A 26,374-nucleotide genomic window follows, 5' to 3' on the forward strand; every position below is an offset into this window, starting at 1 on the left:
ACCGTTCCAGTGGCGGGAGACCGGGGGTGGCCGGGGTGGATCTTCCGCATCCTCGACGGCCCTCATGAACGGCGGGTGGCCGTCAGATGCCGGACGGGTCCTCCTCCGTGCGGCCCTCCATGGCCAGCAGTTCCTCGTTGGGGATGGCCCCGCCGAACCGCCGGTCGCGGGAGGCGTACTCGACGCAGGCCCGCCACAGGTCGCGGCGGTCGAAGTCGGGCCACAGGACGTCCTGGAAGACCATCTCCGCGTAAGCGCTCTGCCAGATCAGGTAGTTGGAGGTGCGCTGCTCGCCGCTGGGCCGCAGGAACATGTCCACGTCCGGCATGTCGCCGTAGTACATGTGCTTCTGCAGGGTCTTCTCGGTGATCTTCGACGGGTCGAGGCGGCCCGCCTTCACCTCCTCGGCGATCGACTGCACCGCGTCGGTGATCTCGGCACGGCCGCCGTAGTTCATGCAGAAGTACAGGGTGAGCCGGTCGTTGTCCTTGGTCTGCTCCTGGGCGACCTGGAGCTCCTTGGCGACCGACTTCCACAGCCGGGGCATCCGGCCCGCCCAGCGCACCCGGACGCCGAGTCCGTCGAGCTGGTCGCGGGACTTGCGGATGAAGTCGCGGTTGAAGTTCATCAGGAAGCGGACCTCTTCGGGCGAGCGCTTCCAGTTCTCGGTGGAGAAGGCGTACAGCGAGATGTTGCGGACGCCGATCTCGATCGCGCCCTGCAGCACGTCCAGCACCTGCTCGGCACCGACCTTGTGGCCCTCGGTGCGCGGCAGCCCGCGCTCCTTCGCCCAGCGGCCGTTGCCGTCCATGACGATGGCCACATGGCCCGGGACCAGCTCGCCCGGGAGCTTCGGCGGGCGGGCGCCGGACGGGTGCGGTTCCGGCGCCTGGTACTCGCGGCGCTGACGCCCCAGGATCCCGCGTACGACCATGTGCTTCTCGTCTCCCTCTGGCTTTTCTCGCTAGCTTTTCTCTACGTACCTGAGCGAGCGCAGCCCGCGCTCCAGGTGCCAGTGCAGATAGGCGGACACCAGCCCGCTGCCCTCCCGGACGTACCGTGCCTCGGCCGCGTCCGCGGTCTCCCAGTCTCCCGTAAGCAGCGCGCCGAGCAGAACCAGGGTCTGCGGGGAGGGTACGACGCTGCCGGGCACCCGGCAGTCGACGCAGACGGTGCCGCCGGAGCCGACCGAGAAGAAGCGGTTCGGGCCGGGCATGCCGCACTTGGCGCAGGCGTCGAAGCTGGGCGCGTAGCCGTTGACGGCGAGGGAGCGCAGCAGGAAGGCGTCGAGGACGAGATGCGGGGCGTGCTCGCCCCGGGCGAGGGTCCGCAGGGCCCCCACGAGCAGCAGGTACTGCTGCACGGCCGGCTCGCCCTCGTGGTCGGTGAACCGCTCGGCGGTCTCCAGCATGGCCGTCCCGGCGGTGTACCGCGCGTAGTCGGCGACGATGCCGCCGCCGTACGGCGCGATGGTCTCGCTCTGCGTGCACAGCGGCAGCCCACGCCCGACCAGCTCGCTCCCCCGGGCGAAGAACTGCACGTCGACATGGGAGAACGGCTCCAGCCGGGCCCCGAACTTCGACTTGGTCCGCCGCACCCCCCGAGCCACGGCCCGCACCCGCCCATGCCCACGAGTGAGCAACGTGATGATCCGGTCCGCCTCGCCCAGCTTCTGGGTGCGCAGCACGATGCCGTCGTCGCGGAAGAGACTCATGCCGCACCGGCCCTCGGCTGGGGGTGCGGGGGTCGCCCCCCGCATGGCCGCAGCATGATCCGGTCCGCCTCGCCCAGCTTCTGGGTGCGCAGCACGATGCCGTCGTCGCGGAACAGGCTCATGGGCCTATTCTGCCCTGCCGCCGGGAGGGGCCGGCGGGCAAGGGAGGCTTCAGGGGGCCTCGCCGCGGCTGCGGGCGTTGGCGTGGGCGGTGGCCGCGCTGAGCCGTTCGGCCTGGGTGGCGACGCGTACGGCGTCCGGGTGCGCGTCCCACTCCCGGCCTCCCCCGTACGGCCGCAACTGCACGTAGGGACCCTCGTGGCCCATGACGATGCCCAGCCGTCCGGTGCGGGTGTCGACGGCACAGGAGCCGATGGGGAGGTTCATCGCGTTCACCTCAGCTGGCTCCCCCGCCCCTGGGAATTTCACGCTTCGCATCACCGATGTGGCGCTGCGTGCCTAGACTCGGCCGGAGTCTGTCCCGGGGCCTCCGGCCGGGAAGTAGGCGCGCGGCGTGACCCCCACCAGCCGGTGGAAGGCGGCGGCGAAGGAGCTTGCGGAGGCGTAGCCCACCCGGTGGGCCACCGCCTCCAGGGGCAGCCCGGTCGCGAGGAGGGGCATCGCGCACTGCATCCGCAGCCGCTCCCGCCACTGCCCGAAGCCCAGCCCGGTCTCGGCGGTGAACAGCCGGGCCAGGGTCCGGGCGCTGGCACCGGCCTGCCGCCCCCACTCGGAGAGCGGACGTCCGTCGGCGGGGTCCCGCCCGAGCGCCTCGGCGACGGCCCTGGCCCGCGGATCTTCCGGCAGCGGCACCGACACGCTGGTCACCGGCAGCGGACGCAGTTCGTCGAGGAGCACCGCCTCCGCGCGGGCGCGGGCGCCGGGCGCCAGGTCGGTGCGGACCAGGTGGTCGACGAGCGCCCGCAGCAGCGGGGTGACGGCGACCACGGTCGGCTCGGACCAGTCGATGCCGGGGCAGCTCTCGGGGCCGACGAAGGCGCCGCGCATGACGGCGTCGCCCTGCGACTCGGTGATGTGCGGCACCTGGGCCGGGATCCACAGGGCGCGGGCCGGGGGCAGCAGCCAGACCCCGTGTTCGGTTCGTACGCGCAGCACCCCCCGTGTCGCGCACAGGAGTTGGTGGACGGGGTGCCGGTGTGCGGCGAAGGAGGTGCCGCGGGGCATCACGAAGTGGCCGACGAGGATCCCCGTGCCGGGCAGCGCGTCGTACAGGTACGCGTCCCCGAGTCCGTGTCCGTTCCGCGACATGGGTCGGCAGCCTAGCCCGTGGTGGACATCGGGCCGCCGGGCCTAGCGTCGACGGCATGCCGATGAACCGCGTACACCAGAGGATCTGCAGTTCGGAGAAGTGGGCGCAGCGGACCAGGGAGCAGCTGCTGCCCTGGTCGCTGGCCGGAGTGGAACTCGGCGACGACGTCCTGGAGATCGGACCGGGCTACGGCGCGAACCTCCGCGTCCTCGTGGAGACGGTGCCGAGGCTGACAGCGGTGGAGATCGACGCCGGGACGGTGGCGCTGCTGGAGCGCACCTGGGGCGACCGGGCCCGCGTCCTGCACGGCGACGGCGCACAACTGCCGTTCCCGGACGCCTCGTTCGACTCCGTCGTCTGCTTCACGATGCTGCACCACGTCCCGACGCCCGAGCACCAGGACCGGCTGTTCGCCGAGGCGCGGCGGGTGCTGCGGCCGGGCGGCTGGTTCGCGGGCAGCGACAGCCGGTCGAGTCTGCGCTTCCGGCTGCTGCACATCGGGGACACGATGACCGCGCTGGACCCGGCGACCCTGCCGGCGCGGCTGGAGCGGGCGGGCCTCACGGACGTGACGGTGACCGGACACCCGACGGGCCGCAGACTGCGGTTCCGGGGCCGGCGTCCCTGACCGGACGGCCGGCGCCCTGCCCCGGGCGCCGGACCCTACAGCAGCCCCGCGCCGGCGAGGAACTTGCCCACGCACTCGGTCTCCTCCTGCGACAGGGGCACCTGGGGCTCCGCCGTGGCGGGACAGTCGATCACCCCGCGCAGGTGCAGCGCCGCCTTGAAGGCCCCGAGCCCCGCCGAGCTGCCGCCCATCCGGGCCGGGTCCCCGGCACCGGTCATCCGGAAGAGGCCGCACAGCCGCTCCTGTTCCGCCCGCGCCCGGTCCCAGTCGCCCGCGCGGCAGAGGCGGTGCAGGCGTACGTAGCCGTCCGGGTCGACGTTGGCGAGGCCCGGCACCGCCCCGTCGGCGCCCAGCGCGAGGGCGGCGTCGACGGTCAGCTCGGACCCGGTCAGGGCGCTGAAGCCGGCCAGGCCCCTGCTGCCCGTGACGACCTCACGGAAGCCCGCCAGGTCGCCGCTGGAGTCCTTCAGCCCGGCCAGCACCCCGTCGGCGGCCAGTTCCAGGACCAGGCCGGCGGGGAGCCTGGTGTGGACGGCGGCCGGGATGTCGTACGCGATCACCGGCACCGGGGACCGGTCGGCGACCAGGCGGAAGTGGCGGGCGGTCTCGGCGGGGTGGGTGCGGGTGTAGAAGGGGGCGGTGACGACGACCGCGTCCGCGCCCGCCGAGGTGACGGACGCGACATGGTCCAGGACCCGGGGGGTGGTCATGTCGATGACGCCGGCCAGGACCGGGACCCCGCCGGCCACGTGGGAGACCACCGTCTCGGTGACCAGCCGGCGCTGCCGGTCCGTCAGGTACGCCACCTCCGACGTCGAGCCCAGCACGAACAGGCCGTCCACCCCGGCCCCCGTCAGATGGTCGACGAGCCTGCGCAGGGAGGGGACGTCCACCTCGCGGTCCGGTGTCAGGGGCGTGCAGACGGGCGGTACGACACCGGTCAGCGGGGTGGGAAGCGTCATCGGGTCTCCCTGGGCAGGCGGTGGTTCGGCTGGTCCTCCTCCAACGGATGGTGACAGCGGTAGCGGTGGCCGGGCCGTGACGCGGCCGTGAAGTCAGGCATGCGGAGGGCACACTCGTCGTCCGCCCGCCAGCACCGGGTACGGAACGGGCACCCGGACGGCGGCCGGGTCGCCGAGGGCACCGGACCGCTGAGCGGGATCGGGTCGACCGGGTTCAGCAGGCCCGGGGCGGCCGAGAACAGGGCCCGGGTGTACGGGTGCCGGGCGTGGCCGGTGACGTCGGCGGCCGGGGTGTCCTCGACGATCCGGCCCAGGTACATGGTGATCACCCGGTCGCTCATCCGCCGGACCGTCTGGATGTCGTGGGAGACGAAGACCAGGGCGAGGCCCAGGCGTTCGCGCAGGTCCAGGAGGAGGTTGAGGATCTGGGCGCGGACCGAGACGTCCAGGGCGCTGGTGGGCTCGTCGGCGACCACCAGGTCGGGGTCCAGGGCGAGGGCGCGGGCGATCGCCACGCGCTGGCGCTGGCCGCCGGAGAGCTGGCCGGGCAGGGCCTCGGCGAGCGCCCGGGGCAGCCCGACGAGGCTCATCAGCTCCCGTACCCGGTCCTCCCGTTCGGCCTTCGTGCCGCGCTCGTGGACGTCCAGCGGGTCGCGCAGGACACGGCGGACGGGCAGCCGGCGGTTGAGGGCCGTCGACGGGTCCTGGAAGACCATGCCGGTGCTCGCGCCGACGGTCGTCCGGCGTTCGGCCGGCGGCATCGTCCACAGGTCGCGGCCGTGGAAGGTGACCGTGCCGGCGGTCGGCCGCTCGATGCCGACCAGCACCTTCGCCAGCGTCGACTTCCCGCACCCGGACTCGCCGACCACGCCGACCGTCTCGCCGGGCGCCACGGTGAGGTCGGCGCCGGTCAGCGCGTACACCCGGTCCCGGCCGAACACGCCCCCGCCGCGGGCCCGGTGGACCACGTGGACGCCGGTCAGCTCCACCGCGCTCATGACACCGCCTCCGTGCTCACCAGGTCGGCGGCCGGGTGGTGGCAGGCCGCGGTGTGGGTGGGGGTGCCGACGAGGGCCGGTGGCGTCGTACGGCAGACCTCGCTCGCCGCCGGGCAGCGGTCGCTGAAGCGGCAGCCCGCCGGGAAGTCGGCGGGGGACGGCACCACGCCGCTGATCTGGGTCAGCCGCTCGGCCCCGGACTCCAGCGACAGCACGCTGCCGAGCAGGCCGCGCGTGTAGTGGTGGGTCGGGGTCCCCACGAGTTCGGCGGTGACACCGGTCTCGACGATCTGGCCGCCGTACATCACCACCACCCGGTCGGTGACGTCCGCGACCAGGGCGAGGTCGTGGGAGACGAGGACCAGCGCGAAGCCGAGTTCCTCGCGGAGGCGGAGGAGGAGTTCCATCACCTGGGCCTGGACGGTGACGTCCAGGGCGGTGGTCGGTTCGTCGGCGATGATCAGGCGGGGGTCGCGGGAGAGCGCCATCGCGATGAGGACGCGCTGGCGCTGGCCGCCGGAGAGTTCGTGGGGATAGCTGCGGAGCGTGCCACCGGGGTCGAGGCCGACGAGGGTGAGGAGCTCGGCCGGAGTGCGGTGGCCGCCGCGCCGTGTGAGCTGCTTGAGCTGGGCGTTGATGGTCATGGAGGGGTTCAGGGAGGACAGGGCGTCCTGGTAGACCATCGCGATCTCGTGGCCGAGCAGGCGGCGGTGGGGGGTGGTGAGGTCGAGGGGCGGGTACGGGTGGGTGGGGGCTGGTCGCGCCCGCGCGGCGGTAGCCGCATGTTCAGTACGGCCCCGCGCCCCCGAGGGGGCGCTCCAGTCCCGTGGGTCGAAAAGGATCTCGCCCGTCACCCTCGCCGTCTTCGGTTGCAGGCCCATGATCGTCAGGGCCGTCAGGGACTTTCCGCAGCCCGACTCCCCCACCAGGCCCAGGACTTCACCCGGGTGGATGTCAAAGCTGATGCCGTTCACGATCTGCACGCCCCGGTGGCGGTCCGGGAAGGCGATCGTGAGGTTCTCCACGGACAGGACCGGCGGTCCCTCCCGGGAGGGCAGGGGCCGGGCACGCCGCCGTAGCCGGTCGGCCGCTTCGGTCAAGGAGGGCAGCTCCAGGACCTCCCCCGGCTCGGGCGCCTCGACCGGGTCCGGGGCCGGCTCGGTCTCCCTCCCCGCCGGTGACGCCCACGCGTCCGACACGCCCTCGGAGAGGATGTTCAGGGAGAGGACCGTGAGGAGGATCAGCAGGCCGGGGAAGAGCGTCGCCCACCAGCCGCCGGTCAGGACCATGTTCTTGCCGTCCGCGATGACGCTGCCCCAGGACGGGTCGGGGGGCCGCACGCCCGCGCCGACGAAGGACAGGGACGCCTCGAAGACGATGGCCTCGGCGACCTGGACGGTGCAGAAGACGAGGATGGGGGCGAGGCAGTTGATCGCCACATGGCGGACGACGATGTGCGGGGTGCGGGCGCCGATCACGCGTTCCGCGGTGACGTAGTCCTCGCCGTACTGGTCGAGGACGTTCGCGCGGACGACCCGGGCCACCGGCGGGGTGAAGAGAAAGGCGATCGCGCAGACCAGGACCGTGATGCCGCCGCCGAAGACGGCGACCAGGACGGCTGCCAGGGCGATGCCGGGGAACGCCATCACCACGTCCAGGCAGCGCATCAGGGTCTCGTCGACGGCCTTGCGGGAGGTCGCCGCGAGGGCACCGAGCAGTGCCCCGGCGACCAGGGCGAGGCCGGTCGCGCCGAGGCCGATGGCGAGGGACCAGCGGGCGCCGTACATCAGCCTGCTGAGGATGTCCCGGCCGAGGCTGTCCTGGCCCATCCAGTGGTCCGCGCAGGGGTGGCCGGTGCCGTCGACGGGGGCCTGCTGGGCGAGGGGGTCGTCGGGTGCGAGCAGGGGGGCGGACAGCGCCACCAGGACGATCACGGTGAGGAAGGCGAGGGCCGCCTTCGACAGCGGTGGCAGCCTGCGCAGTCGTACGCCGGGCCGGGCGAGGGCGGTGGTGAGGGCCGCGCGGGTGAACGTCGTCATGTCGCCTCCCTCAGGCGCGGGTTGACCAGGAGGTAGAGGATGTCGATGACGAGGTTGACGACGACGAAGCCGGTGGCGGTGGTCAGGACCACGCCCTGGACGACGGCGGGGTCGCCGTTCTGGACGGCGTCGATCATCAGCTTGCCCATGCCGGGCAGGGCGAAGACGGTCTCGATGACGACGGCGCCGCCGAGCAGGTAGCCGACCCGCAGACCGAGCACGGTCAGGGGGTTGACCAGGGCGTTGCGCAGGACGTTACGGCCGACCACGACGTGGGGTGGCAGGCCGTTGCCGATGGCGGTGCGGACGTAGTCCTTGTCGAGTTCCTCGACCACCGAGGTGCGGACGATCCGGGTGAGCTGGGCGGCCACCGGCAGGGAGAGCGCGAGGGCGGGCAGCGCCATCGTTCTCAGCCAGCCGGTGACGGAGTCCTCGGGGTTGATGTAGCCGCCGGCCGGGAACCAGCCGCGGTCGACCACCAGGTACTGGATCATCAGCAGCGCCAGCCAGAAGGCGGGGGCGGCGACTCCGACCAGGGAGAGGACGCGGATGACCTGGTCCGGCCGGCGGTCCCGGTGGATGGCGGCTGTCACACCCGCGACGAGGGCCAGGACGACGGCGATACCGAGGCCCAGGAAGGTCAGCTGGAGGGTGAGCGGCAGGGCGGTGAGGACCTGGTCGAGGACCGGGGTGCGGGTGAGGGCGCTGGTGCCGAGGTCGCCGTGGAGCAGGCCGCCGACGAAGTGGACGTAGCGCAGGGGCAGCGGGTCGAGGAGGCCGTTGCGCTCGCGGAAGTCGTGGAGTTGCCGCGGGGTGGGGTTGGCGCCCTGGAAGAACGCGGACGCCGGGTCGACGTCGGAGAAGCGCATCACCAGGAACACGAACAGGGCGATGCCGAGCAGCAGCGGCACCAGCAGGGCGGTGCGGCGCAGCACGATGCGCAGGACGGCGGTCATGCCGTCAGGTCCACTTGGCGGTGAGGACGTTGATGCCCGGGTAGGGCTGGGCCCTTATGCCGGTGAGTCTGCGCGGGTCCCAGGCGGTGATCAGCTCGTTGTGGACGACCGGGTAGAGGACGGCCTGTTCGGCGACGACGTCGATGTACTCCTGGATCATCGCCTTCTTCTTGTCCGGGTCCGGTTCGCGGGTGGCCGCGTCCATGTCCTTGAAGAGCCGCTTCGCGACAGCGTTGCCGGACCAGCGGGCGTAGCCCGTCCAGAGGTTCTCGGGGCCGTAGTTGTAGTGCATGATCAGGTCGGCGTCGAGGCCGAACTGGTTGGGGTTCGAGACGGCGGCGACGACCTGGTAGTCCTGCTTCTGGTCCATCTTGGTGAACACGGCCGTGGTCTCCTGCGGGGACAGGGTCGTGGCGACGCCGATCGCGTCCCAGGACGACTTGATGGTGGGCAGGCAGTCGACGAGCCAGCTGACGTCGACAGCGAGGATGTCGACCTTCAGGCCGCTGACTCCGGCCGCCTTCAGGAGCGCCTTCGCCCTGTCGGGGTCGTGGTCGTAGACCGTCTTCGCCCTGCGGTAGGCGGGGTTGGTCTCGTTCAGGAACGAACTCGCCGGTTTTCCGTGGCCCTTGAGGGCGACCTCGACGATCTTCTCCTTGTCGATGGCGTAGTGCAGGGCCTGGCGGACCCGGACGTCGTCGAAGGGTCTGTGCTCCGTGTTGAACATCAGGAACGCGTTGTTCATCCCGGCGCCGCCGCCGACCGACAGACCGCCCTGTTCGAGGCGCGGGATGTTGGCGTAGGGGATGTTGTCGGAGATCTGCGCGCCGGCGCCGGCGCCGGAGATCCTGGCCACGCGTGAGGCCGCGTCGACGATCGTCAGCCAGTTCATCCGCCGGAAGGCGGGTGCGCGGGGGCCGTTGTAGCGGTCGTACGCGGCGAAGGTCGTGTTCGACTTCGGGTGGTGTGCGGTCTGCCGGTACGGTCCGGAGCCGATCGCCAGTCCCCTGATCGCGTCGTCCCAGGCGCCGGGCCGGGAGAACACGTGTTTGGGCATGATCTTGGCGAGGGTGAGGCGGGCGATCCCGTCCGGGAAGGGGAACCTGAGGACCAGGTCGACGGTCCGGGCGTCGATCCTGCGGGCCTCCTTGAGCCAGCTCGCGAAGAAGCCCTGGGCGAGGGTCTGGGTGCCCGGGTCGAGGATCCGGTCGAAGACGAAGACCACGTCGTCGGCGGTGACCGGCCTGCCGTCGTGGAAGGTGGCGCCCGGGCGCAGGGTGAACCGCCAGGTGGTGGCGTGTGCGTCGGCGGGCAGCCGGGTCGCCAGCGCCGGGTAGGGGGCGCGGGTGATCGGATCGGTGTCGGCGAGGCCCTCGTAGATGTGGTTGTTGGCGGCCATCGCGAACGCGGACGCGGTCTGGGTGGGGTCCCAGCTGCCGTCGTTGCCGTAGCCGATCACGGCCGTGAGGGTGCGGTCGGAGCCGTTGCCGCCGAGGTCGATCGTGGACTTGGGGCCGCACGCCGTCAGCGTCGGCAGGGACGTCAGCGAGGCGGCCGCGCCCAGTGCGCCGGCGTGTTTCAGGAACGTCCTGCGGCCGCTGCCGTGGCCGTGGGTCGCCTCGTCGCGCACGGTGCCTCCAGCGTGGGGGAAAGGAGACGTCGGACGTCCGGTGTTCCAGCGCGACCATAGGAAAGGCTTAGGGGGCGGTCAAGACAAGGCGCGCGAATGGCGTAAACCGTCAGAGGTGGGACCAATGGCGCCGCGCGGGTGGAGGTCATGACTCTGAGCGCCCATGGGGCAACCCCCGCGCCCTCCGCGCGGAAGCCGGCCTCAGAGATGAGTCTCGCGGCCCCGAAGCGCGCCCGAGCCGGCCGCTGCGAGGCAGCGGGCCATGCCGTCTTCCCCGGCCTGTGACCACCACTGCCCGGACCACCGCCCGCCGAGCGCGATGGGCCTCAAGGTGCCGTGACGCGGCGGAACTCGATCGTGTCGTACGCCGTCCTGGTGCCCGTCTCGTACAGCACGCCCACTGTCCTCCTGTCCACCTGGACCAGGTCGGAGTAGGCGGCCTTGTGGTCGGACAGGGTGCGGAGTCTGCCGAAGGTGATGCCCTCGTCCGTGCTGGCCCACAGGGCCATGGACCTGCGGGCCGTCGGGACCGAGGGGGCCGAGAAGAGCAACGGTTCGTCCACGCCGCCGAGTTGGAGGACCGAGCCCTCGACCACGGGGACCCTGGCGAGGGTCGGCTGGACGGTGTAGGCGGCGTCCAGGGTCTCGCCGCCGTCGCTCGACCAGGCCTCCAGGCGGTTGCCGGGACTGGAGCCGTTCTGGTCGCGGGCGTTGAAGTAGAGGCGGCCGTCCGGGAGTTGGGCGGCCGTGGTCTCGTTGGCGTTGTCGTGACCGGTGTAGGAGTCGTCGACGAAACCGAGGTGCCAGCTGAGGCCGCCGTCGTCGCTGTAGATCGCGTGACCGCCGTAGTACTTGGCCTCCCGGCCGGTGTCCGCGGAGCCGGCCCGGGGGGCGGCGGAGTGGTCGGCGGCGACGACCAGGCGGCCGCGGTGCGGTCCCCGGGTGAGCGCGACGGCATGCCCGGGTCCGGTGGCGTACCAGCGCCAGCCGGAAGGTTTCACGTGGGCGGTGATCTCGTGCGGGCCGGTGAAGTGGCGGCCGTCGTCGCCGCTGCGCTGCACGTACACCCGGCGGCTCTGGGCCTCGGTGACCTGGCCGCGCATGATCTGCGCCTCGCTCACCGAGCCGTCGTTGTACGAGGTCACCAGGACGACCTGGCCGCTCCTCGGGTCCACCACCGGCGCCGGGTTGCCGCGGGTGTCCCCCCGGCCGTCGGTCACCACCCGGAGCGCATCCCAGGTGCAGCCGCCGTCGCTGGAACGTCTCAGCACGACGTCGATGTCACCGCTGTCGCCGGTGGTGGTGTGTCGGCCCTCGGCGAAGGCGAGCAGGGTGCCGCGCGGGGTGCGGACGACGGCCGGGATGCGGTACTGGGCGTAGCCGCCCTCGCCGGAGACATACGGTACGGACGACTCGCAGCCGGCCGCCCAGGCCCTCGGTTCGACCGTGAACGCCCCGAGCAGCAGGGCGGCGGCGAGGGAGATCCGGCTCGCACGGGTCACAGAAGACACATGGCTCACCCTCCCATGGTCCGCCCACCCACCCGCACCGCACCCCCACAACGGCTGAACGGGTCACATGTTCTGGCACACCGTCAGCTCCACCGTGGTCGGCGCCGGTCCGGTGAGCGGCAGGTCGGCCGGCCGTCCCCGGGCCGAGAACACCTCGGGACGGTCCGGCTCGGCGCCGCCGCCTCGCCTCGGGCGGCCGCGGCTCAGGTCGGTTGGGCGGGTTGCCGGACGGCAGGAGGTCAGGACGGCAGGCGGGCCGCCGCGAGCAGTCGGCTCACGTCGTCGGCACAGATGGTCAGGGCCGCGCCGACCGTGCCGAGGACCTCGCGTTCGGCGTTGGTGTAGGGGCCGTCGGCGAGTGCGATCCGGGCCGCCTGGAGGAGCAGGGCCTCGCGGCCCACCGGGGCGAGATGCGGGGCCAGTGGGTCGAGGGCCTCGTGCAGCTCTATCGCCAGACTCGCCCGGTACGGCTGCTCGAAGACCCGGCCGGTGTCGGCGACGAGAGCCTCGACCAGCGCGCTCAGCTGGTCCTCCGTGGCCTCCTCGAAGCCGGCCGCGCGGACCGCGCCCGCCGCCGCCTCCAGGGACGCACGGGCACAGGTGCCGCCCGCGGCGAGGACGGCGAGGGCGACGGTGTGCACGGCGTCGCGGAGCATCGCCGAGAAGCGGGCGGTGGTGGGGTGGTCGAGGACGTCCGTGCCGTAGTGGTGGCGGCAGGCGGCGCACTCCACGACCGGGCCGGTGGTGCCGCGCGGCAGCACGGGCACGCCGAGCAGGGTGAAGCGGCGACGGCCGGTGAGCCGCTGGTAGTTGCGGTCGCCGCCGCAGCCGGGGCAGAAGAACTCGCCGTCGCCGACGGGTGTCCATGCGGTGCGGGTGCCCAGAATGCGGGCAGGCCTGGCGGTTCGGCAGTCTCGTCCCCGTACTGGCAGCACGTCGCACCTCCGTAACGCCGTGGCAACATCGCCACCGCTGGCGTGATGTTAGCCACATGGAGGAGCCGGAGTCAGTACCCCGTACGAGACCTGTCCGTGACCTGCACGTCGTGTTGGCCGGGAAACGACGGGGCCCTGATCGCCACGAGAGCTGATCAGGGCCCCGAAACCGCCGGTCAGAGGGGTTATCGCGCCGCGCGGTTGACGGCGGAGACGACCGCCTTCAGCGACGCACGCGTCGTGTTCGCGTCGATGCCGATACCCCACAGGATCTTGCCGTCGATCGCGCATTCGATGTAGGAGGCGGCCTGCGCGGAGGCACCCTCGCTCATCGTGTGCTCCTGGTAGTCCAGCAGACGTACGTCGATGCCCAGGCCCTGCAGCGCGTCGAAGAACGCGGAGATCGGGCCGTTGCCGGAGCCGGTCAGGACGGTGTTCTCGCCGTCGACGGTCGCCTCGACGGTGAGGGTGTCCACGCCGTCCGTGTCGGTGGTCGACTGACCCGTGCGGACCTGGATCCGGCCCCAGGGGTTGTCCGGGTTCGGCAGGTACTCGTCCTGGAAGACCGCCCAGATGTCGGCGCCGGTGACCTCGCCGCCCTCGGCGTCCGTCTTGGCCTGGATGATCTTCGAGAACTCGATCTGCATCCGGCGCGGCAGGTCCAGCTTGTGGTCGTTCTTCAGGACGTACGCGATGCCGCCCTTGCCGGACTGCGAGTTGACCCGGATGACCGCCTCGTAGGAGCGGCCGACGTCCTTCGGGTCGATCGGCAGGTACGGCACCGCCCACTCGATGTCGTCGACGGTGACGCCCTTCGCGGCCGCGTCGGCCTCCATGGCGTCGAAGCCCTTCTTGATGGCGTCCTGATGGGAGCCGGAGAAGGACGTGTAGACCAGGTCGCCCACGTACGGGTGGCGCGGGTGGACCTCCATCTGGTTGCAGTACTCCCACACGCGGCGGATCTCGTCGATGTCGGAGAAGTCGATCTGCGGGTCGACGCCCTGCGAGAACAGGTTCATGCCCAGGGTGACCAGGTCGACGTTGCCGGTGCGCTCGCCCTGCCCGAACAGGCAGCCCTCGACGCGGTCGGCGCCGGCCATCAGCGCCAGCTCGGCGGCGGCTACGGCGGTGCCGCGGTCGTTGTGCGGATGGACGGAGATGCAGACGTGCTCGCGGCGGGAGAGGTTGCGGTGCATCCACTCGAAGCGGTCGGCGTGCGTGGACGGCGTCGACCGCTCCACCGTGGCCGGCAGGTTGAGGATGATCTCGCGGCCCGGACCCGGCTGGTAGACGTCCATGACCGCCTCGCAGACCTCCAGCGCGAAGTCCAGCTCGGTGTCGGTGAAGATCTCGGGGCTGTACTGGTAGCCGAACTCGGTCTCCGGACCCAGCAGCTTCTCCGCGTACTCCATCACCAGCCGCGTGCCGTCGACGGCGATCTGCTTGATGTCGTCCCTGGAACCGCGGAAGACCACGCGCCGGAACACCGGAGCGGTCGCGTTGTACAGGTGGACGGTGGCCCGCCGGGCGCCCTTCAGCGACTCCACGGTCCGCTCGATCAGGTCCTCGCGGGCCTGGGTCAGCACGGAGATCGTGACGTCGTCGGGGATCGCGCCCTCTTCCTCGATGATCGAGCGCACGAAGTCGAAGTCGGTCTGACCGGAGGCGGGGAAGCCGACCTCGATCTCCTTGTAACCCATCTTGACCAGCTGGTCGAACATCCGGCGCTTGCGCTCGGGCGACATCGGGTCGATCAGGGCCTGGTTGCCGTCCCGCAGGTCGGTGGAGAGCCAGCGGGGAGCGACGGTGATCCGCTTGTCCGGCCAGGTGCGGTCCGGGATGTCCACCTGCTCGTACCGGCCGTACTTGTGGATCGGCATGGTGCTGGGCTGCTGGCGGTTCGCCATGATGACGGGGCTCCTAGTGGGTGTCCGGAAGGACGGCCGACGACGCAACGCGAAGCTCCGCGGGGAGGGAGTCGACCTGGACTACAGGCCCTCGCCGCGGCAGCTAAGAAGAAGCAGCCCGAAACGCATGATGCACGCAACTGTAACCGAGCCCTCATGACGAAGCGGTTCTGTATCAGCATGCGGGACCACAGCGCCCGTCAGGGGCGCGGGGCTGTGACATGTGCGGCTCCGCCGCGTGGGCGCGACCAGCCCCCCACAGCCCGCGCTGAATAACACAGCGCAACCATCCACGGCAGGAGCATCCGCATTTTTCACCAATCATGCTCGCCCCTAGTGACACGGGGCTAACGCAGTGCAATCGTGGAGCATGACGACCAACGGGGGCTACAGGCCCGTCTTCTGCACCATCGTGCCGCCGCACATCCTCGACCACCTCGCCACCCACGAGGACCAGGCACTCGCCGACTCCGCGCTGCGCACCCTCCAGCACGACTCGGCCCAGCGCACCCGCCGCCGCGTGACCGCGGTCCGCACCCTGGCGGCCGCCGCCACCCCGGCCACCGCCGACAGCGCGCCCCACCGCACGATCTACGACGCCGGCCACCGCACCGACCTCCCCGGCACCGAGGTCCGCCAGGAGGGCTCGGAGCCCGGCCAGGACGCCACCGTCAACCGGGCCTACGCCGGTCTCGGCGCCACCTTCGAGCTGTACCTGAAGGCGTACGGGCGCGACTCCATCGACGGCGACGGCCTGCCGCTGAACGCGAGCGTGCACTACGACGTCGACTACGACAACGCGTTCTGGAACGGCGACCAGATGGTGTTCGGCGACGGCGACGGCCAGATCTTCACCGACTTCACCAGCTCCGTCGACGTCATCGGCCACGAGCTCACGCACGGCGTCACCCAGTACACCGCGAACCTGGAGTACTACGGCCAGTCCGGCGCCCTCAACGAGTCGGTCTCCGACGTCTTCGGCTCGCTCATCAAGCAGTACTCGCTCGGCCAGAGCGCCGACCAGGCCGACTGGCTGATCGGCGAGGGCCTGCTCGCCCCCGGCGTGCACGGTGTGGCGCTGCGCTCGATGAAGGCCCCGGGCACGGCGTACGACGACCCCCGCCTCGGCAAGGACCCGCAGCCGGCCACCATGCAGCACTACGTGCGGACCAGCCGGGACAACGGCGGTGTGCACATCAACTCCGGCATCCCCAACCACGCCTTCTACCTGCTCGCCACCGTCCTCGGCGGCAACGCCTGGGAGCGGGCCGGGCAGATCTGGTACGACGTGCTCACCGGCGGTGAACTGCGGTCGGACGCCACGTTCGTGGACTTCGCGAAGCTCACGGCCGCCGCGGCCAAGGCCCGCTACGGGGCGGGCGAGGAGAGCGAGGCGGCTCTCAAGGCGTGGGCCCAGGTGGGGGTGCAGGCCGCCTGAATCCGTACTACACAGGGACCCATGCGTATTCAGGTGAGGCGCACGGGCGGGTTCGCGGGCATCGAGCGCCGGTCCGAGGTGGACACCTCGGACCGGCCCGACGCCGCCGAGTGGCAGGCCCTGGCCGAGCGCGCGCTCGCGACCGGCCGGGACACACCGCCACCGGGGGTGCCGGACGGGTTCGCGTACGAGATCACGGTGGACGGCCGGACGGCGTACGCGGCCGATCCGCAGCTGTCCGAGGAGCAACGCGAGTTGATCTCACGAGTGTTGAAGGAAGGGGCGTGACCGGGGTCCGTGACGGGTAGTTCACGCCCGGGCGTTGACTTACGTTACCGGGGGTAAGGATGATCCCGGCCATGGCGACAGACGCGGTCCATCCGATCCCCCGCTTCCCCGACGGCTTCCTCTGGGGAGTCTCGACCTCGGCCCATCAGATCGAGGGCGCGGCCGACCTGCGCGAGCCGTCCGTGTGGGACGTGTTCGAGGCGGAGCCGGGCCGGATCAAGGACGGCTCCACGGCGGCGGTGGCCTGCGACCACTACCACCGGCACGGCGAGGACGTGGCGCTCCTGGCCGGCCTCGGCGTGGACGCGTACCGCTTCTCCGTCTCCTGGCCGCGGGTGCGCTCGGCCGGCGGCCTGGACTTCTACGACCGCCTGGTGGACGAGGTGTGCGCGGCGGGCGTACGGCCGGTCCCGACCCTCTTCCACTGGGACCTGCCGACGGCACTGCAGGAGCACGGCGGCTGGCTGGACCGGGACACGGCGTCCCGCTTCGCCGACCACGTCTCGACCGTCGCCGACCGGCTCGGCGACCGCGTCAAGAAGTGGATCACTCTCAACGAGCCGGCCGAACACACCCTGTTCGGCCACGCCCTCGGCGCCCACGCCCCCGGCAGGCAGCTGATGTTCGACGCGCTCCCGGTCGCCCATCACCAGCTCCTCGCGCACGGTCTGGCCGTACGGGCGCTGCGCGCGGCCGGCGCGGCCGACATCGGCATCGCCAACTCCCACGGCCCGACCTGGCCGGCCTCCCGGGACCAGCCGGACCTGGACGCGGCCGCCTTCTACGACCTCCTCCTCAACCGCCTGTTCGCCGAGCCCGTCCTGCTCGGCGAGTACCCGGACGGCATGGGCGACCTGATGCCCGGCGATGTCGCCGCCGACCTGAAGGTGATCGCCGAGCCGCTCGACTGGTACGGCGTCAACTACTACGCCCCGACGAAGGTCGGCGCCCCGCAGGGCACCGAGATCGAGTTCGGCGGGCTCACCCTCCCCGCGGAACTCCCCTTCTCCGTCCAGGACATCGAGGGCGTCCCGGTGACGGACTTCGGCTGGCCGGTCGTCCCGGACGGGCTGACGGAACTCCTCACCGGCTTCCGGGACCGTTACGGCGACCGGCTCCCGCCGGTCGTCATCACCGAGAACGGCTGCTCGTACGAGGGCGTCGACGACCGGGACCGCATCGTCTACCTGGACGGCCACATCCGGGCGCTGCACCGGGCCGTCGAGGCCGGGGTGGACGTGCGCGGCTACTTCGTCTGGTCGCTCCTCGACAACTTCGAGTGGGCCGAGGGGTACGCGCGCCGCTTCGGCCTGGTCCACGTCGACTACGCGACGCAGGCCCGGACCCCGAAGTCGTCGTACACCTGGTACCGGGACGTCCTGCGGGCGCAGAGATGACGACCCTCCGGGAGCCCGCCGCCGCCCTGGCGGAGCCGGTCGAGCGGGTGGGGCGGGGCTGGACGTCGGCGCTCAGTCTCGCCAACGGGGCGATCTGGGTGGGCTGGTACGGCCCCCTGCAGATCCTGCTCGCCTCCCAGGCCAAGGACTTCGCGCCCGGCTCCGGGATGTCGAAGGAGACGATGCTGGCGTGGGTGACCGGCGTCGGCGCGGTGGCGTCCCTCGCGGCGAACCCGGTCTTCGGCGCCCTGTCGGACCGTACGACGTCCCGCTGGGGCCGCCGTACGCCGTGGATCGTCGCCGGTACGGGGGGCGGGGCGCTGTCCCTGCTGCTCCTCGCGGGCGCCGGCGGCATGTGGACGATGATGCTGGGCTGGTGCCTGGTCCAGCTGACCCTGAACGCGGCGTTCGCGGCGGTCACGGCGGCGGTGCCGGACCGGGTGCCGAGACTTCAGCGGGGCTCGGTGGGCGGCTGGCTGGGGGCCGCGCAGATCCTGGGCGTGGTCGGCGGCACCGGCCTGGCGACGGCCGCCGGGGGCGTCGGGGCGGGCTATGTGGCGTGCGCGGTGTTCACGGCGCTGGGCGTCCTGCCGTACGTGCTGCGCCACCCGGACCTGCGGCTGGCACCGGACGACCGGCCGGAGTGGTCCTGGCGGGGCTTCCTCGCCGGTTTCTGGCTGAGCCCGCGCCGCCACCCCGACCTGGGCTGGGCGTGGCTGACCCGCTTCCTGATCAACCTCAGCAACGCGCTGGTCCTGCTCTACCTGCTCTACTACCTCCGCGACCGCCTGCACTACTCCGATCCCGACCAGGGCGTGCTGATCCTGACCGCCGTCAACGGGCTGACGCTGATGGCGACGGTCGTGGTCGGCGGGGTCTGGTCCGACCGGACGGGCCGCCGCAAGCCGTTCGTGATCTGGTCGGGGATGCTGATGGCGGTGGCGACGGCGCTGCTGTCGGTGTGGCAGACCTGGCCGGGGGCGATCGTGGCCGCGGCGGTGCTGGGCATCGGCTTCGGGGTGTTCACCTCCGTGGACTTCGCGCTGATGACCGACGTCCTGCCGAAGGCCCTGGACCGCGGCAAGGACCTCGGCGTCATCAACGTCGCCAACGCCCTGCCGCAGGTCGCGGCCCCCGCCCTCGCCGCGCCGATCGTCACCTACCTCGGCGGCTACCGGGTCCTGTACCTGGTGGCGGCGGTGATCGGACTGGCGGGGGCGTGGCTGGTGCGGCGGATCAGAGGGGTCGACTGAACACGTCCGGCACCGGCAGCGCGCCCCGAAAGGGGCGCTGGGGGTACCCCCGCCCGAAGGCTGGGGGAGGAACTGCGCGACCGGCCACGACGGCGCCGCAGCCGACCGACGACGCATCGCGCGGCCTACAGGGCTCCGGCGTCCCAGGCCGTCCAGGCGCTCGGGTAGATCGGTCGGAAGCCGAGATCCCGGCGGATCTTCTGGTTCGACATGATCCCGTGCCATGGGTCGCGGTCGGTATGGGTGGACAGGTCCTCGGGCGGCTCGACGCCGGCCAGCCGGTACAGTTCCACGGTCGTGACGGGTGCGTCGTCGGCGATGTTGTAGACCGGGCCGTTCACCGCGGGGGCGTACAGGAGCCGCATCAGCCCCTGCCCGACGTCCGCGTGGTGGGCCATCTGGAGCCGCTGCGCGGGGGCCCAGCGCGCGGCCCAGGGCATCGCGTTCGCGATGTGCGGGTCCCCTTCGCCGTAGACGAACGGCAGCCGCCCGATCCGCACCTCCATGCCGCCCGCCAGCGCGAGCAGCTCCCGCTCGGCGGCCGCCTTGGACTCGGGGTACGCACCCCACATCTCACCGCCGGGCCGGCTCTCGTCGTCCTCGGTCAGCGGCCGGCCGCGTCCGGTGCCGTACACGTTCCCGGTGCTGACCTGCACGAACCGCCGTACCCCGGCTGAGACCGCGGCCTTCCCCAGGGCCACGGCCGCGTCCCGGTTGACGGCCCAGGCCTCCTCGTCCGGCACCCCGCGGAAGGCGGCGGCGACGTTCACGACGGCGTCCACCCCGGCGACGGCCTTGCCGAGCGCATCCTCGTCCCGCAGATCGCCGACGACGACCTCGGCGCCCAGCACGGCGAACGGCTCGCCCCGGGCCGCGTCCCGCACGAGCACCCGTACCCGCTCATCCGCCTGCGCCTGCTGGATCAGCCGGGGGACGAACCGCCGCCCCACCTGCCCGGTCGTACCGGTGACAAGAGTGATCATGGTCTGCTCCTTCGCTCTGGTGCCACCACCCTCGCCGGGCCCGGGCGCGACCGGGAGAGACCTTCCGATCAGGGGACCGGCGGTCCCTGGATAAGCCGGACGCCCCGCGCCACCCTGGAGAGGTGAACCGTCCCGAACTCGCCGACTTCCTGCGCCACGCCCGCACCCGCCTGGACCCGTCCGACGTGGGCCTGCCGCCGGGCGCCCGGCGGCGCACCCCGGGGCTGCGGCGCGAGGAGGTGGCGGCGCTGGCCGGCATGTCCGCCGACTACTACACGCGCCTGGAACAGTCCCGGGGCCCGCGCCCGTCCCGCCAGATGCTGACGGCGCTGGCCCGGGCGCTGCGCCTGACGGAGGACGAACGCGACCACCTGTTCCACCTGGCCGGCGAGGAACCCCCGCGCCGGGAGGCGACCAGCACCCACGTGGGGCCGGGGCTGCTCCTGGTCCTGGACCGGCTGCACGACACCCCGGCGCTGGTGACGACCGACTGCGGCGAGGTCCTCGCCCAGAACGCCCTGTCACGGGCGCTGAGCGGCGACGTCCTGGCCCGCCCGCCGCGCGAACGCAACATGCTCCGCCGCTACTTCCTGGACCCGTCGGTCCGCGGCCTCTTCCCGCCGGAGGACCGCCCGGCACGGGCCCGCGAACACGTCGCCAACCTCCGCGCGGTGGCCGCCGCCCGTCCCGGCGACCCGGTCCCCGCCGCCCTCGTCGCCGAACTCCTGGCCGGCAGCGAGGAGTTCGCCCGCCTCTGGGCCGAGCACGAGGTGGCGGTACGCCGCGCGACGACGAAACGCTTCCTCCACCCGTCCGTCGGCCTCCTGGAACTGGACTGCGAGGTCCTCATCAACACGGACACCCACCAGCACCTGGTCATCCACACGGCCCGCCCTGGCACGGAGTCCCACGAACGCCTGCAACTGCTACGGGTGGTGGGCCTGCAGGACATGACCCCGAGCCGCTCCTGACCGCCCGGGAATCCGGGCCGCACCACACCTGCTTCCGGCAGCACGAGCCGGAGACCGGACGCTCGACCCGGACGTCCGGAGCGACCGTCCGGGGCTCTCGCCGGAGGAGTGCACGCGGTCCGTCTCCAAGGCAGATCCGCATCCGGGCCGGCGTTCCCTCCTCGTGCCCCCACGGTCCCCGTGGTGCCGGCCGGTCCTAGAACCCCAGCCGCCGCAGCTGCTTCGGGTCCCGCTGCCAGTCCTTGGCCACCTTCACGTGCAGGTCGAGGAAGACGGGTGTGCCGAGGAGGGCCTCGATCTGCTTGCGGCTCTTGATGCCGACCTCCTTCAGGCGCTTGCCCTGGGGGCCGATGATGATGCCCTTCTGGCTGGGGCGCTCGATGAACAGGTTGGCGTGGATGTCCAGGAGGGGCTTGTCGGCGGGGCGGTCCTCGCGGGGGAGCATCTCCTCGACGACGACGGCGATGGAGTGCGGCAGCTCGTCGCGGACGCCCTCCAGGGCGGCCTCGCGGATCAGTTCCGCGATCATGACCTGCTCGGGCTCGTCGGTCAGGTCGCCCTCGGGGTAGAGGGCCGGCCCCTCGGGGAGGAGCGGGACGAGCAGGTCGGCCAGCAGGCTCACCTGCTTGTCGCCGACCGCCGAGACCGGGACGATCTCGGCCCACTCGAAGCCGAGCTCCTTGCCGAGCTGGTCGATCGCGATCAGCTGCTCGGCGAGGGTCTTGGAGTCGACGAGGTCGGTCTTGGTGACGACGGCGACCTTGGGGGTCTTGCGGATCCCCGCCAGCTCCTTGGCGATGAAACGGTCACCCGGACCGATCTTCTCGTTCGCCGGGAGACAGAAGCCGATCACGTCCACCTCGGCCCAGGTGGTGCGGACCACGTCGTTGAGCCGCTCGCCGAGCAGGGTGCGCGGCTTGTGCAGGCCGGGGGTGTCGACCAGGATCAGCTGGGCGTCCTCCCGGTGCACGATCCCCCGTACCGTGTGCCGCGTGGTCTGCGGCTGGTTCGCGGTGATCGCCACCTTCTGCCCGACCAGAGCGTTCGTGAGGGTGGACTTGCCCGCGTTGGGGCGCCCGACGAAACAGGCGAAGCCCGCCCGGTGGGCGGCCTCCGGCGATTCCGACGGCTCGGTGGACTGGCTGCGAACGCTCATGGCTCCCATTCTCCCTGATCCACGAGGCCCCGCCGCACCGTGAGATTTCGGTAACCCCGGCGCAACGAAACGTCACGGAAACACAGCCGTACGCAACCGGAAACCAGGACCGGTGACTCTCTGACGAGCCCCGACCCCAGTGGGAGACGCCCGTGTTCCTCTCCGCCGCGCACGCCGACACCGGCGACACCGCCTGGCTGCTCGCCGCCACCGCCCTGGTCCTGCTGATGACCCCGGGTCTGGCCCTGTTCTACGGCGGCATGGTCCGCACGAAGAGCGTGCTCAACATGCTGATGATGAGCTTCGTGTCGATCGCCCTGGTCACGGTGGTGTGGCTGGTGGGTGGATACACGCTCGCCTTCGGGGACGACCTCGGCGCCGGGCTGCTCGGCGACCTCGCCCACGCGGGCATGCGCGGCCTCGGGCCGGACAGTGTGCAGGGCACCGTCCCCACCCTCCTCTTCGCCACCTTCCAGCTCACCTTCGCGATCGTCACGGCCGCGCTGATCAGCGGCGCGATCGCGGACCGGGCCAGGTTCGGGGCATGGCTGGTCTTCGTCCCCGTCTGGGCACTGCTCGTATACGTTCCCGTCGCGCACTGGGTGTGGGGCCCGGGTGGCTGGATCGCGCACCACCTCGGCGCCCTGGATTTCGCCGGCGGTCTGCCCGTCGAGATCACCTCCGGCGCCTCCGGCCTCGCCCTGTGCCTGGTCCTCGGCCCGCGGCTCGGTTTCAAGAAGGACGCGATGCGGCCGCACAACCTCCCGATGGTGATCCTGGGCGCCGGCCTGCTCTGGTTCGGCTGGTTCGGCTTCAACGCGGGCTCGGCGATGGGCGCGAACGGCCTCGCCGCCGCCGTCTTCCTGAACACCCTCGCCGCCGGCTGCACCGGCCTGCTCGGCTGGCTCTTCGTCGAGCAGAAACGCGACGGCCACCCCACCACCCTGGGCGCGGCCTCGGGCGCGGTCGCGGGCCTGGTCGCCATCACCCCGTCCTGCGGCTCGGTCTCCCTGCTCGGCTCGCTGGTCGTCGGACTGGCCGCGGGCGTGGTCTGCTCGTACGCCGTGAGCTGGAAGTTCAAGCTGAACTACGACGACTCCCTCGACGTCGTCGGCGTTCACCTGGTCGGCGGAATCATCGGCACCCTCCTGATCGGCCTGTTCGCCGAGAAGGCCATGACCGGCGGCGCCGAGGGCCTCTTCTACGGCGGCGGGCTCGCCCAGCTCGGCAAGCAGGCGGTGGCGGTGGTGGCCGTCGCGGCGTACGCGTTCGCCGGGACGTACGGCATCGGCAAGCTGCTCGACAAGACGATGGGCTTCCGGGCTGCCGAGGACCAGGAGCACACCGGTCTGGACCTTACGGTGCACGCCGAGACCGCTTACGATCACGGGGTCCTGGGCCATGGCGCCCCGGTCGCCCACTCCGTCGTCCCCGCCGCCCGGAAGGTCGATTCCCAGGCATGAAGCTCATCACCGCGATCGTCAAGCCCTACCGTCTCGACGCGGTGAAGACCGCGCTCCAGGAACTCGGCGTGCACGGCCTGACCGTGACCGAGGCCAGCGGATACGGCAGGCAGCACGGCCACACCGAGGTGTACCGGGGCGCCGAGTACCGCGTCGACCTGGTACCCAAGGTGCGCATCGAGGTCGTCGTCGAGGACGCCGACGCCGAGCCGGTGATCGAGGCGATCGTCAAGGCCGCGCAGACGGGGAAGATCGGGGACGGGAAGGTGTGGGCGCTGCCGGTGGAGACGGTCGTACGGGTGCGGACGGGCGAGCGCGGTCCCGACGCCCTCTGAACCACCCGGGGAACGGCTTCCCCCGGCCCCTGCCCCGGCGCGTCCGGGCGAACAGCGCGCCGGCCGCCGCCCCGGCGACGAAGACCACCGCCACCACCAGCCACGGCAGCGCGAGGAACGACGCGCTCGCCGACTCCTCGGTTCCGGTCGCGCTGGCCGTCACCGTCACGTCGCCCCAGTCGAGCTGGGGTGCGTCCCGCCAGCGCGCGGTGAGCTCCACCCGCTCCCCCGGCAGCAGCTCGGAGGGGACCCCGGTGAGGTCGCGGCTGAGCAGCGTACGGCCGAACAGGCCCCGCGCGCGCAGCCGTACCTTCGGATCCAGCGTGACGTTCCCGGTGTTGTGCAGGGTGTAGGAGATCGTCGCCGTGCTGTCGCCGAGGCCGGGCACGAGCGGCTGGTGGTGGGCGATGTGCACGTTCTCGACGGTGAGGGCCGGGAGCGTCGGCCCGCTCACCCGCAGATAGACGCGGGCGCCGACCGCCCGCTGCACGCCGAGCGCCAGGGAGCCCGACCCCGGGTCGACCTTCTCGTCCAGCGCGACGATCGCCCCCGGATGGTCACCGGGCTCGGCGCCCTTCGGCACCCGCAGGGTGAAGGGAACGGTGACCGTCTTGTGCGGGGGCACGGTGACCCGCGCCTTCCCGAGCTTCGCCCAGGCCCCCACGCCCCGCATCCGCTCCTTCACCGTGCGGACGGCGAAGCCGCCGTCGCGCGCGGTGTTGTAGGCGTCGGCCGCGTACAGCCGGAAGGTGAGCGGCCTGCCGGTCTTGTTGGCGACGGCCACCTTGTCGGTGATCGTCGATCCGGGGTCGAGGGAGAGATAGAAGTACGGCCGCGCCGCGATCCTGGAGGCGACCGGGTACACGGACCAGCTGCCGTTGTCGGCGGCGCGTGCGGGAACCGCCGTGCACAGGGCGCCGAGGATCAGGCTCAGGAGGAGGACATACGGCTTGACGCGACGCATGGGTGCGGACCCCCGGTCGGAAGCGGGTCGGTGGCGACCGGGTCTTTCACGGTGCGAAAGCCCGGCCGCCACAAGGGAGTTGGCAGTTGGCTCAGGTGAGCGTCAGGGTCAGGACTCCGGAGTACGACCCCGGCGGCGTGAACGCCGGGACGTCCAGGGAGAGTCCGGCGTCGACCGTGAACTCGCCGCCGGTCAGCGTGGCGTCCGGCGTCGACGCGAGGGTCGCTCCGGAACTGCCGACGGTGCCCGCCGAACCGGCCGCACAGGTGCTGGGGCTGCCCGACTTGGTGGCACAGCTCGGCGTCCAGCTCAGCTTCCCGGCGTCGATCTTGGCGCCGGGACCGGTGAAGTCGGTGACCTTGCCGGTGAGCGACCAGCCGGCCGGACCGCCGCGGAAGTCCTTGACGGTGACGGTCTGCAGGTTGCCCGTGGAGGCCCCGCCCTGCCCGAAGTCGACCGCCGACAGCGCGACGGAGTCCCCGGCCTGGGACATGGACAGGGTCCCCGCCTTGACCGTGGTCGTCAGCTTCTGACTCCCGTCGGGCACCGGCGTGGTGTCGTTGACGACGTAGGCGGCAGGTCCCGCCCCCGTGTCGGCACTCCACGAGCTCCCCTCGTACGCCACGATCCCCGTCGTCGTCTTGTCGTTGACGACGAGGGGCGCGCTGAAGGAACCGTCGGAGCCCGCGGTGGCCGTCGCCGTGTCGGCGGTCTGGGTGTCCCCGGACCGGCCGGCAAGGGTCACGGTCGCCCCCGGCGTGAAGTTCTGCCCGCTGACGGTCACGCTGTCACCGGGGTTGCCGGAGGCCTTGTCCAGGCTGATGGCACGGTTGTTGACCGGTGTGGTCGAGGTGGCCGTGACGGTCTCCGACACCGGGGCGGGCGGGGTGGTGACGGTGCACGGCGTGTCCAGCTCCAGGATGTAGCTGGTGTGGATGTTGTAGTCGCCGGGCGAGAGCGTGATGGCGCCCGGCGAGGTGACGGTGAACGTCCCCGTCATGGAGAACGACGGGAAGGTCCCGTACCCCGGCACCGGATCGTTCTTCTTCGGCCCGGTCACCGTCACGTCCCCGGTCTGCGCCCCGCCCAGCGTCACCTTCCCGGTCGGCGTCATGATGTCGGCCGGCAGGGCGAGGGCGGTGGGGTTGTTGGCGGCGGGCGTGACCACGGTGTAGGTCACGGTGACCGTGTCGCCGACCTTGGGGCTGGTGTCGTCCACCGAGATGTTGGCGGTGGTGGTGCCGTCGATCGGCGGGAGGCCCGCGACGGCGGGCGGGATGCAGTGCGTGGCGAAGTCGACGTTCGTCCCGGCGGCACCGGCCGGACAGGCCAGCGCGCCACCCGCCGTCACCGCGAGCGCGGTCGCCCCGAACAGTGAGATCCAGCGCCACCGTCGGGATCTTCGTGATCTTGGGGGTGAACCCATGGAAGCCCCCTCCTGAGGGTTGCGGGCGCAGCGGCTCCTCTGCGCCGACAGGGGGCCATTGATGTGGAGGCCGCGTGAGAAGTCAATGGAGATGCCGCAGAAACCTGACGGTTCATCAGGTTCTGCGGCATCCGGAACGAACCCGTCAAC

At 71.8% G+C, this 26,374-nt stretch carries 25 protein-coding genes; 8 read left to right on the top strand and 17 right to left on the bottom strand.

The features are described 5' to 3' along the window. Nucleotides 1–82 precede the first annotated feature (82 nt). The 5 genes from OHB00_RS17395 to OHB00_RS17415 form a co-directional block, all read right to left on the bottom strand. Entirely contained in the window at nt 83–934 is an 852-nt protein-coding gene (locus tag OHB00_RS17395; protein WP_406435812.1) for an isoprenyl transferase, read from the bottom strand. 30 nt (nt 935–964) lie between these two features. Then, a complete protein-coding gene (gene recO, locus OHB00_RS17400) occupies nt 965–1,714 on the bottom strand; it encodes a DNA repair protein RecO (protein WP_406435813.1) in 750 nt (249 codons plus the stop codon). Continuing rightward, a complete protein-coding gene (locus tag OHB00_RS17405) occupies nt 1,711–1,836 on the bottom strand; it encodes a hypothetical protein (protein WP_406435814.1) in 126 nt (41 codons plus the stop codon). The genes recO and OHB00_RS17405 overlap by 4 nt, the downstream gene beginning before the upstream one ends. Before the next feature lie 49 nt (nt 1,837–1,885). Continuing rightward, nucleotides 1,886–2,101, bottom strand: a complete 216-nt coding sequence (locus tag OHB00_RS17410; RefSeq protein ID WP_406435815.1) for a hypothetical protein — start codon at nt 2,099–2,101, stop codon at nt 1,886–1,888. A 72-nt stretch (nt 2,102–2,173) separates the two neighbouring features. Continuing rightward, on the bottom strand, nt 2,174–2,983 hold the full coding sequence (locus OHB00_RS17415) for an AraC family transcriptional regulator (RefSeq protein ID WP_406435816.1): 810 nt from the start codon (nt 2,981–2,983) through the stop codon (nt 2,174–2,176). Nucleotides 2,984–3,039: 56 nt separating this feature from the next. Between OHB00_RS17415 and OHB00_RS17420 the strand changes: the two genes are divergently transcribed. Next, the gene (locus tag OHB00_RS17420; protein WP_406435817.1) at nt 3,040–3,612 is read left to right on the top strand and encodes a class I SAM-dependent methyltransferase; all 573 of its coding nucleotides are present in this window, start codon (nt 3,040–3,042) and stop codon (nt 3,610–3,612) included. A 35-nt stretch (nt 3,613–3,647) separates the two neighbouring features. On the opposite strand, the gene OHB00_RS17425 is transcribed toward OHB00_RS17420, so the two are convergent. From OHB00_RS17425 to leuA, 8 genes are all read right to left on the bottom strand, one after another. Next, the gene (locus OHB00_RS17425) at nt 3,648–4,574 is read right to left on the bottom strand and encodes a dihydrodipicolinate synthase family protein (protein WP_406435818.1); all 927 of its coding nucleotides are present in this window, start codon (nt 4,572–4,574) and stop codon (nt 3,648–3,650) included. After that, nucleotides 4,571–5,572: an oligopeptide/dipeptide ABC transporter ATP-binding protein gene (locus tag OHB00_RS17430; protein WP_406435819.1), complete on the bottom strand. Its 1,002-nt coding sequence runs from the start codon at nt 5,570–5,572 to the stop codon at nt 4,571–4,573. Before OHB00_RS17430 ends, OHB00_RS17425 begins: the two co-directional genes overlap by 4 nt. Further along, a complete protein-coding gene (locus OHB00_RS17435) occupies nt 5,569–7,611 on the bottom strand; it encodes a dipeptide/oligopeptide/nickel ABC transporter permease/ATP-binding protein (protein WP_406435820.1) in 2,043 nt (680 codons plus the stop codon). Before OHB00_RS17435 ends, OHB00_RS17430 begins: the two co-directional genes overlap by 4 nt. Beyond that, a complete protein-coding gene (locus tag OHB00_RS17440) occupies nt 7,608–8,567 on the bottom strand; it encodes an ABC transporter permease (protein WP_406435821.1) in 960 nt (319 codons plus the stop codon). Before OHB00_RS17440 ends, OHB00_RS17435 begins: the two co-directional genes overlap by 4 nt. Before the next feature lie 4 nt (nt 8,568–8,571). Continuing rightward, complete coding sequence (locus OHB00_RS17445; protein ID WP_406435822.1) at nt 8,572–10,197, bottom strand: ABC transporter substrate-binding protein; 1,626 nt, start codon at nt 10,195–10,197, stop codon at nt 8,572–8,574. A gap of 326 nt (nt 10,198–10,523) precedes the next feature. Continuing rightward, nucleotides 10,524–11,699, bottom strand: coding sequence for an exo-alpha-sialidase (locus tag OHB00_RS17450; protein ID WP_406445827.1), 1,176 nt, complete (start codon nt 11,697–11,699; stop codon nt 10,524–10,526). A gap of 248 nt (nt 11,700–11,947) precedes the next feature. Beyond that, nucleotides 11,948–12,643 (bottom strand): TerB family tellurite resistance protein, encoded by a 696-nt coding sequence (locus tag OHB00_RS17455; RefSeq protein WP_406435823.1) that lies wholly within the window; start codon nt 12,641–12,643, stop codon nt 11,948–11,950. A 185-nt stretch (nt 12,644–12,828) separates the two neighbouring features. After that, nucleotides 12,829–14,550 (bottom strand): 2-isopropylmalate synthase, encoded by a 1,722-nt coding sequence (leuA, locus tag OHB00_RS17460; RefSeq protein WP_406435824.1) that lies wholly within the window; start codon nt 14,548–14,550, stop codon nt 12,829–12,831. 370 nt (nt 14,551–14,920) lie between these two features. Between leuA and OHB00_RS17465 the strand changes: the two genes are divergently transcribed. The 4 genes from OHB00_RS17465 (at nt 14,921) to OHB00_RS17480 (ending at nt 18,926) form a co-directional block, all read left to right on the top strand. Then, nucleotides 14,921–15,988, top strand: a complete 1,068-nt coding sequence (locus OHB00_RS17465; protein ID WP_406435825.1) for a M4 family metallopeptidase — start codon at nt 14,921–14,923, stop codon at nt 15,986–15,988. 21 nt (nt 15,989–16,009) lie between these two features. Next, the gene (locus OHB00_RS17470) at nt 16,010–16,276 is read left to right on the top strand and encodes a protealysin inhibitor emfourin (RefSeq protein ID WP_406435826.1); all 267 of its coding nucleotides are present in this window, start codon (nt 16,010–16,012) and stop codon (nt 16,274–16,276) included. A gap of 71 nt (nt 16,277–16,347) precedes the next feature. Continuing rightward, nucleotides 16,348–17,673, top strand: a complete 1,326-nt coding sequence (locus OHB00_RS17475) for a GH1 family beta-glucosidase (protein ID WP_406435827.1) — start codon at nt 16,348–16,350, stop codon at nt 17,671–17,673. After that, entirely contained in the window at nt 17,670–18,926 is a 1,257-nt protein-coding gene (locus tag OHB00_RS17480) for an MFS transporter (protein ID WP_406435828.1), read from the top strand. Before OHB00_RS17475 ends, OHB00_RS17480 begins: the two co-directional genes overlap by 4 nt. A gap of 125 nt (nt 18,927–19,051) precedes the next feature. Here the strand turns inward: OHB00_RS17480 and OHB00_RS17485 are convergent, their stop codons facing one another. Beyond that, on the bottom strand, nt 19,052–19,909 hold the full coding sequence (locus tag OHB00_RS17485) for an NAD-dependent epimerase/dehydratase family protein (protein ID WP_406435829.1): 858 nt from the start codon (nt 19,907–19,909) through the stop codon (nt 19,052–19,054). Between the two features lie 122 nt (nt 19,910–20,031). Here OHB00_RS17485 and OHB00_RS17490 point away from each other — a divergent pair, with 122 nt between their 5' ends. Beyond that, entirely contained in the window at nt 20,032–20,880 is an 849-nt protein-coding gene (locus OHB00_RS17490; RefSeq protein WP_406435830.1) for a helix-turn-helix transcriptional regulator, read from the top strand. Between the two features lie 196 nt (nt 20,881–21,076). On the opposite strand, the gene era is transcribed toward OHB00_RS17490, so the two are convergent. Next, entirely contained in the window at nt 21,077–22,045 is a 969-nt protein-coding gene (gene era / locus OHB00_RS17495) for a GTPase Era (protein WP_406435831.1), read from the bottom strand. A 143-nt stretch (nt 22,046–22,188) separates the two neighbouring features. Here era and OHB00_RS17500 point away from each other — a divergent pair, with 143 nt between their 5' ends. Further along, nucleotides 22,189–23,499 carry an ammonium transporter gene (locus OHB00_RS17500; RefSeq protein ID WP_406435832.1) on the top strand — a complete coding sequence of 437 codons (1,311 nt, stop codon included), beginning with the start codon at nt 22,189–22,191 and terminating at the stop codon, nt 23,497–23,499. Continuing rightward, nucleotides 23,496–23,834: a P-II family nitrogen regulator gene (locus OHB00_RS17505; RefSeq protein ID WP_406435833.1), complete on the top strand. Its 339-nt coding sequence runs from the start codon at nt 23,496–23,498 to the stop codon at nt 23,832–23,834. The genes OHB00_RS17500 and OHB00_RS17505 overlap by 4 nt, the downstream gene beginning before the upstream one ends. On the opposite strand, the gene OHB00_RS17510 is transcribed toward OHB00_RS17505, so the two are convergent. Both OHB00_RS17510 and OHB00_RS17515 read right to left on the bottom strand, forming a co-directional pair. Further along, nucleotides 23,728–24,798, bottom strand: coding sequence for a WxL protein peptidoglycan domain-containing protein (locus tag OHB00_RS17510; protein WP_406435834.1), 1,071 nt, complete (start codon nt 24,796–24,798; stop codon nt 23,728–23,730). The two genes, OHB00_RS17505 and OHB00_RS17510, sit on opposite strands and share 107 nt — an antisense overlap. 91 nt (nt 24,799–24,889) lie before the next feature. Continuing rightward, entirely contained in the window at nt 24,890–26,224 is a 1,335-nt protein-coding gene (locus tag OHB00_RS17515) for a beta-xylosidase (RefSeq protein WP_406435835.1), read from the bottom strand. Between the last annotated feature and the right edge of the window lie 150 nt (nt 26,225–26,374).

The organism is Streptomyces sp. NBC_00631, assembly GCF_045206895.1.
Classification (GTDB): Bacteria; Actinomycetota; Actinomycetes; order Streptomycetales; family Streptomycetaceae; genus Streptomyces.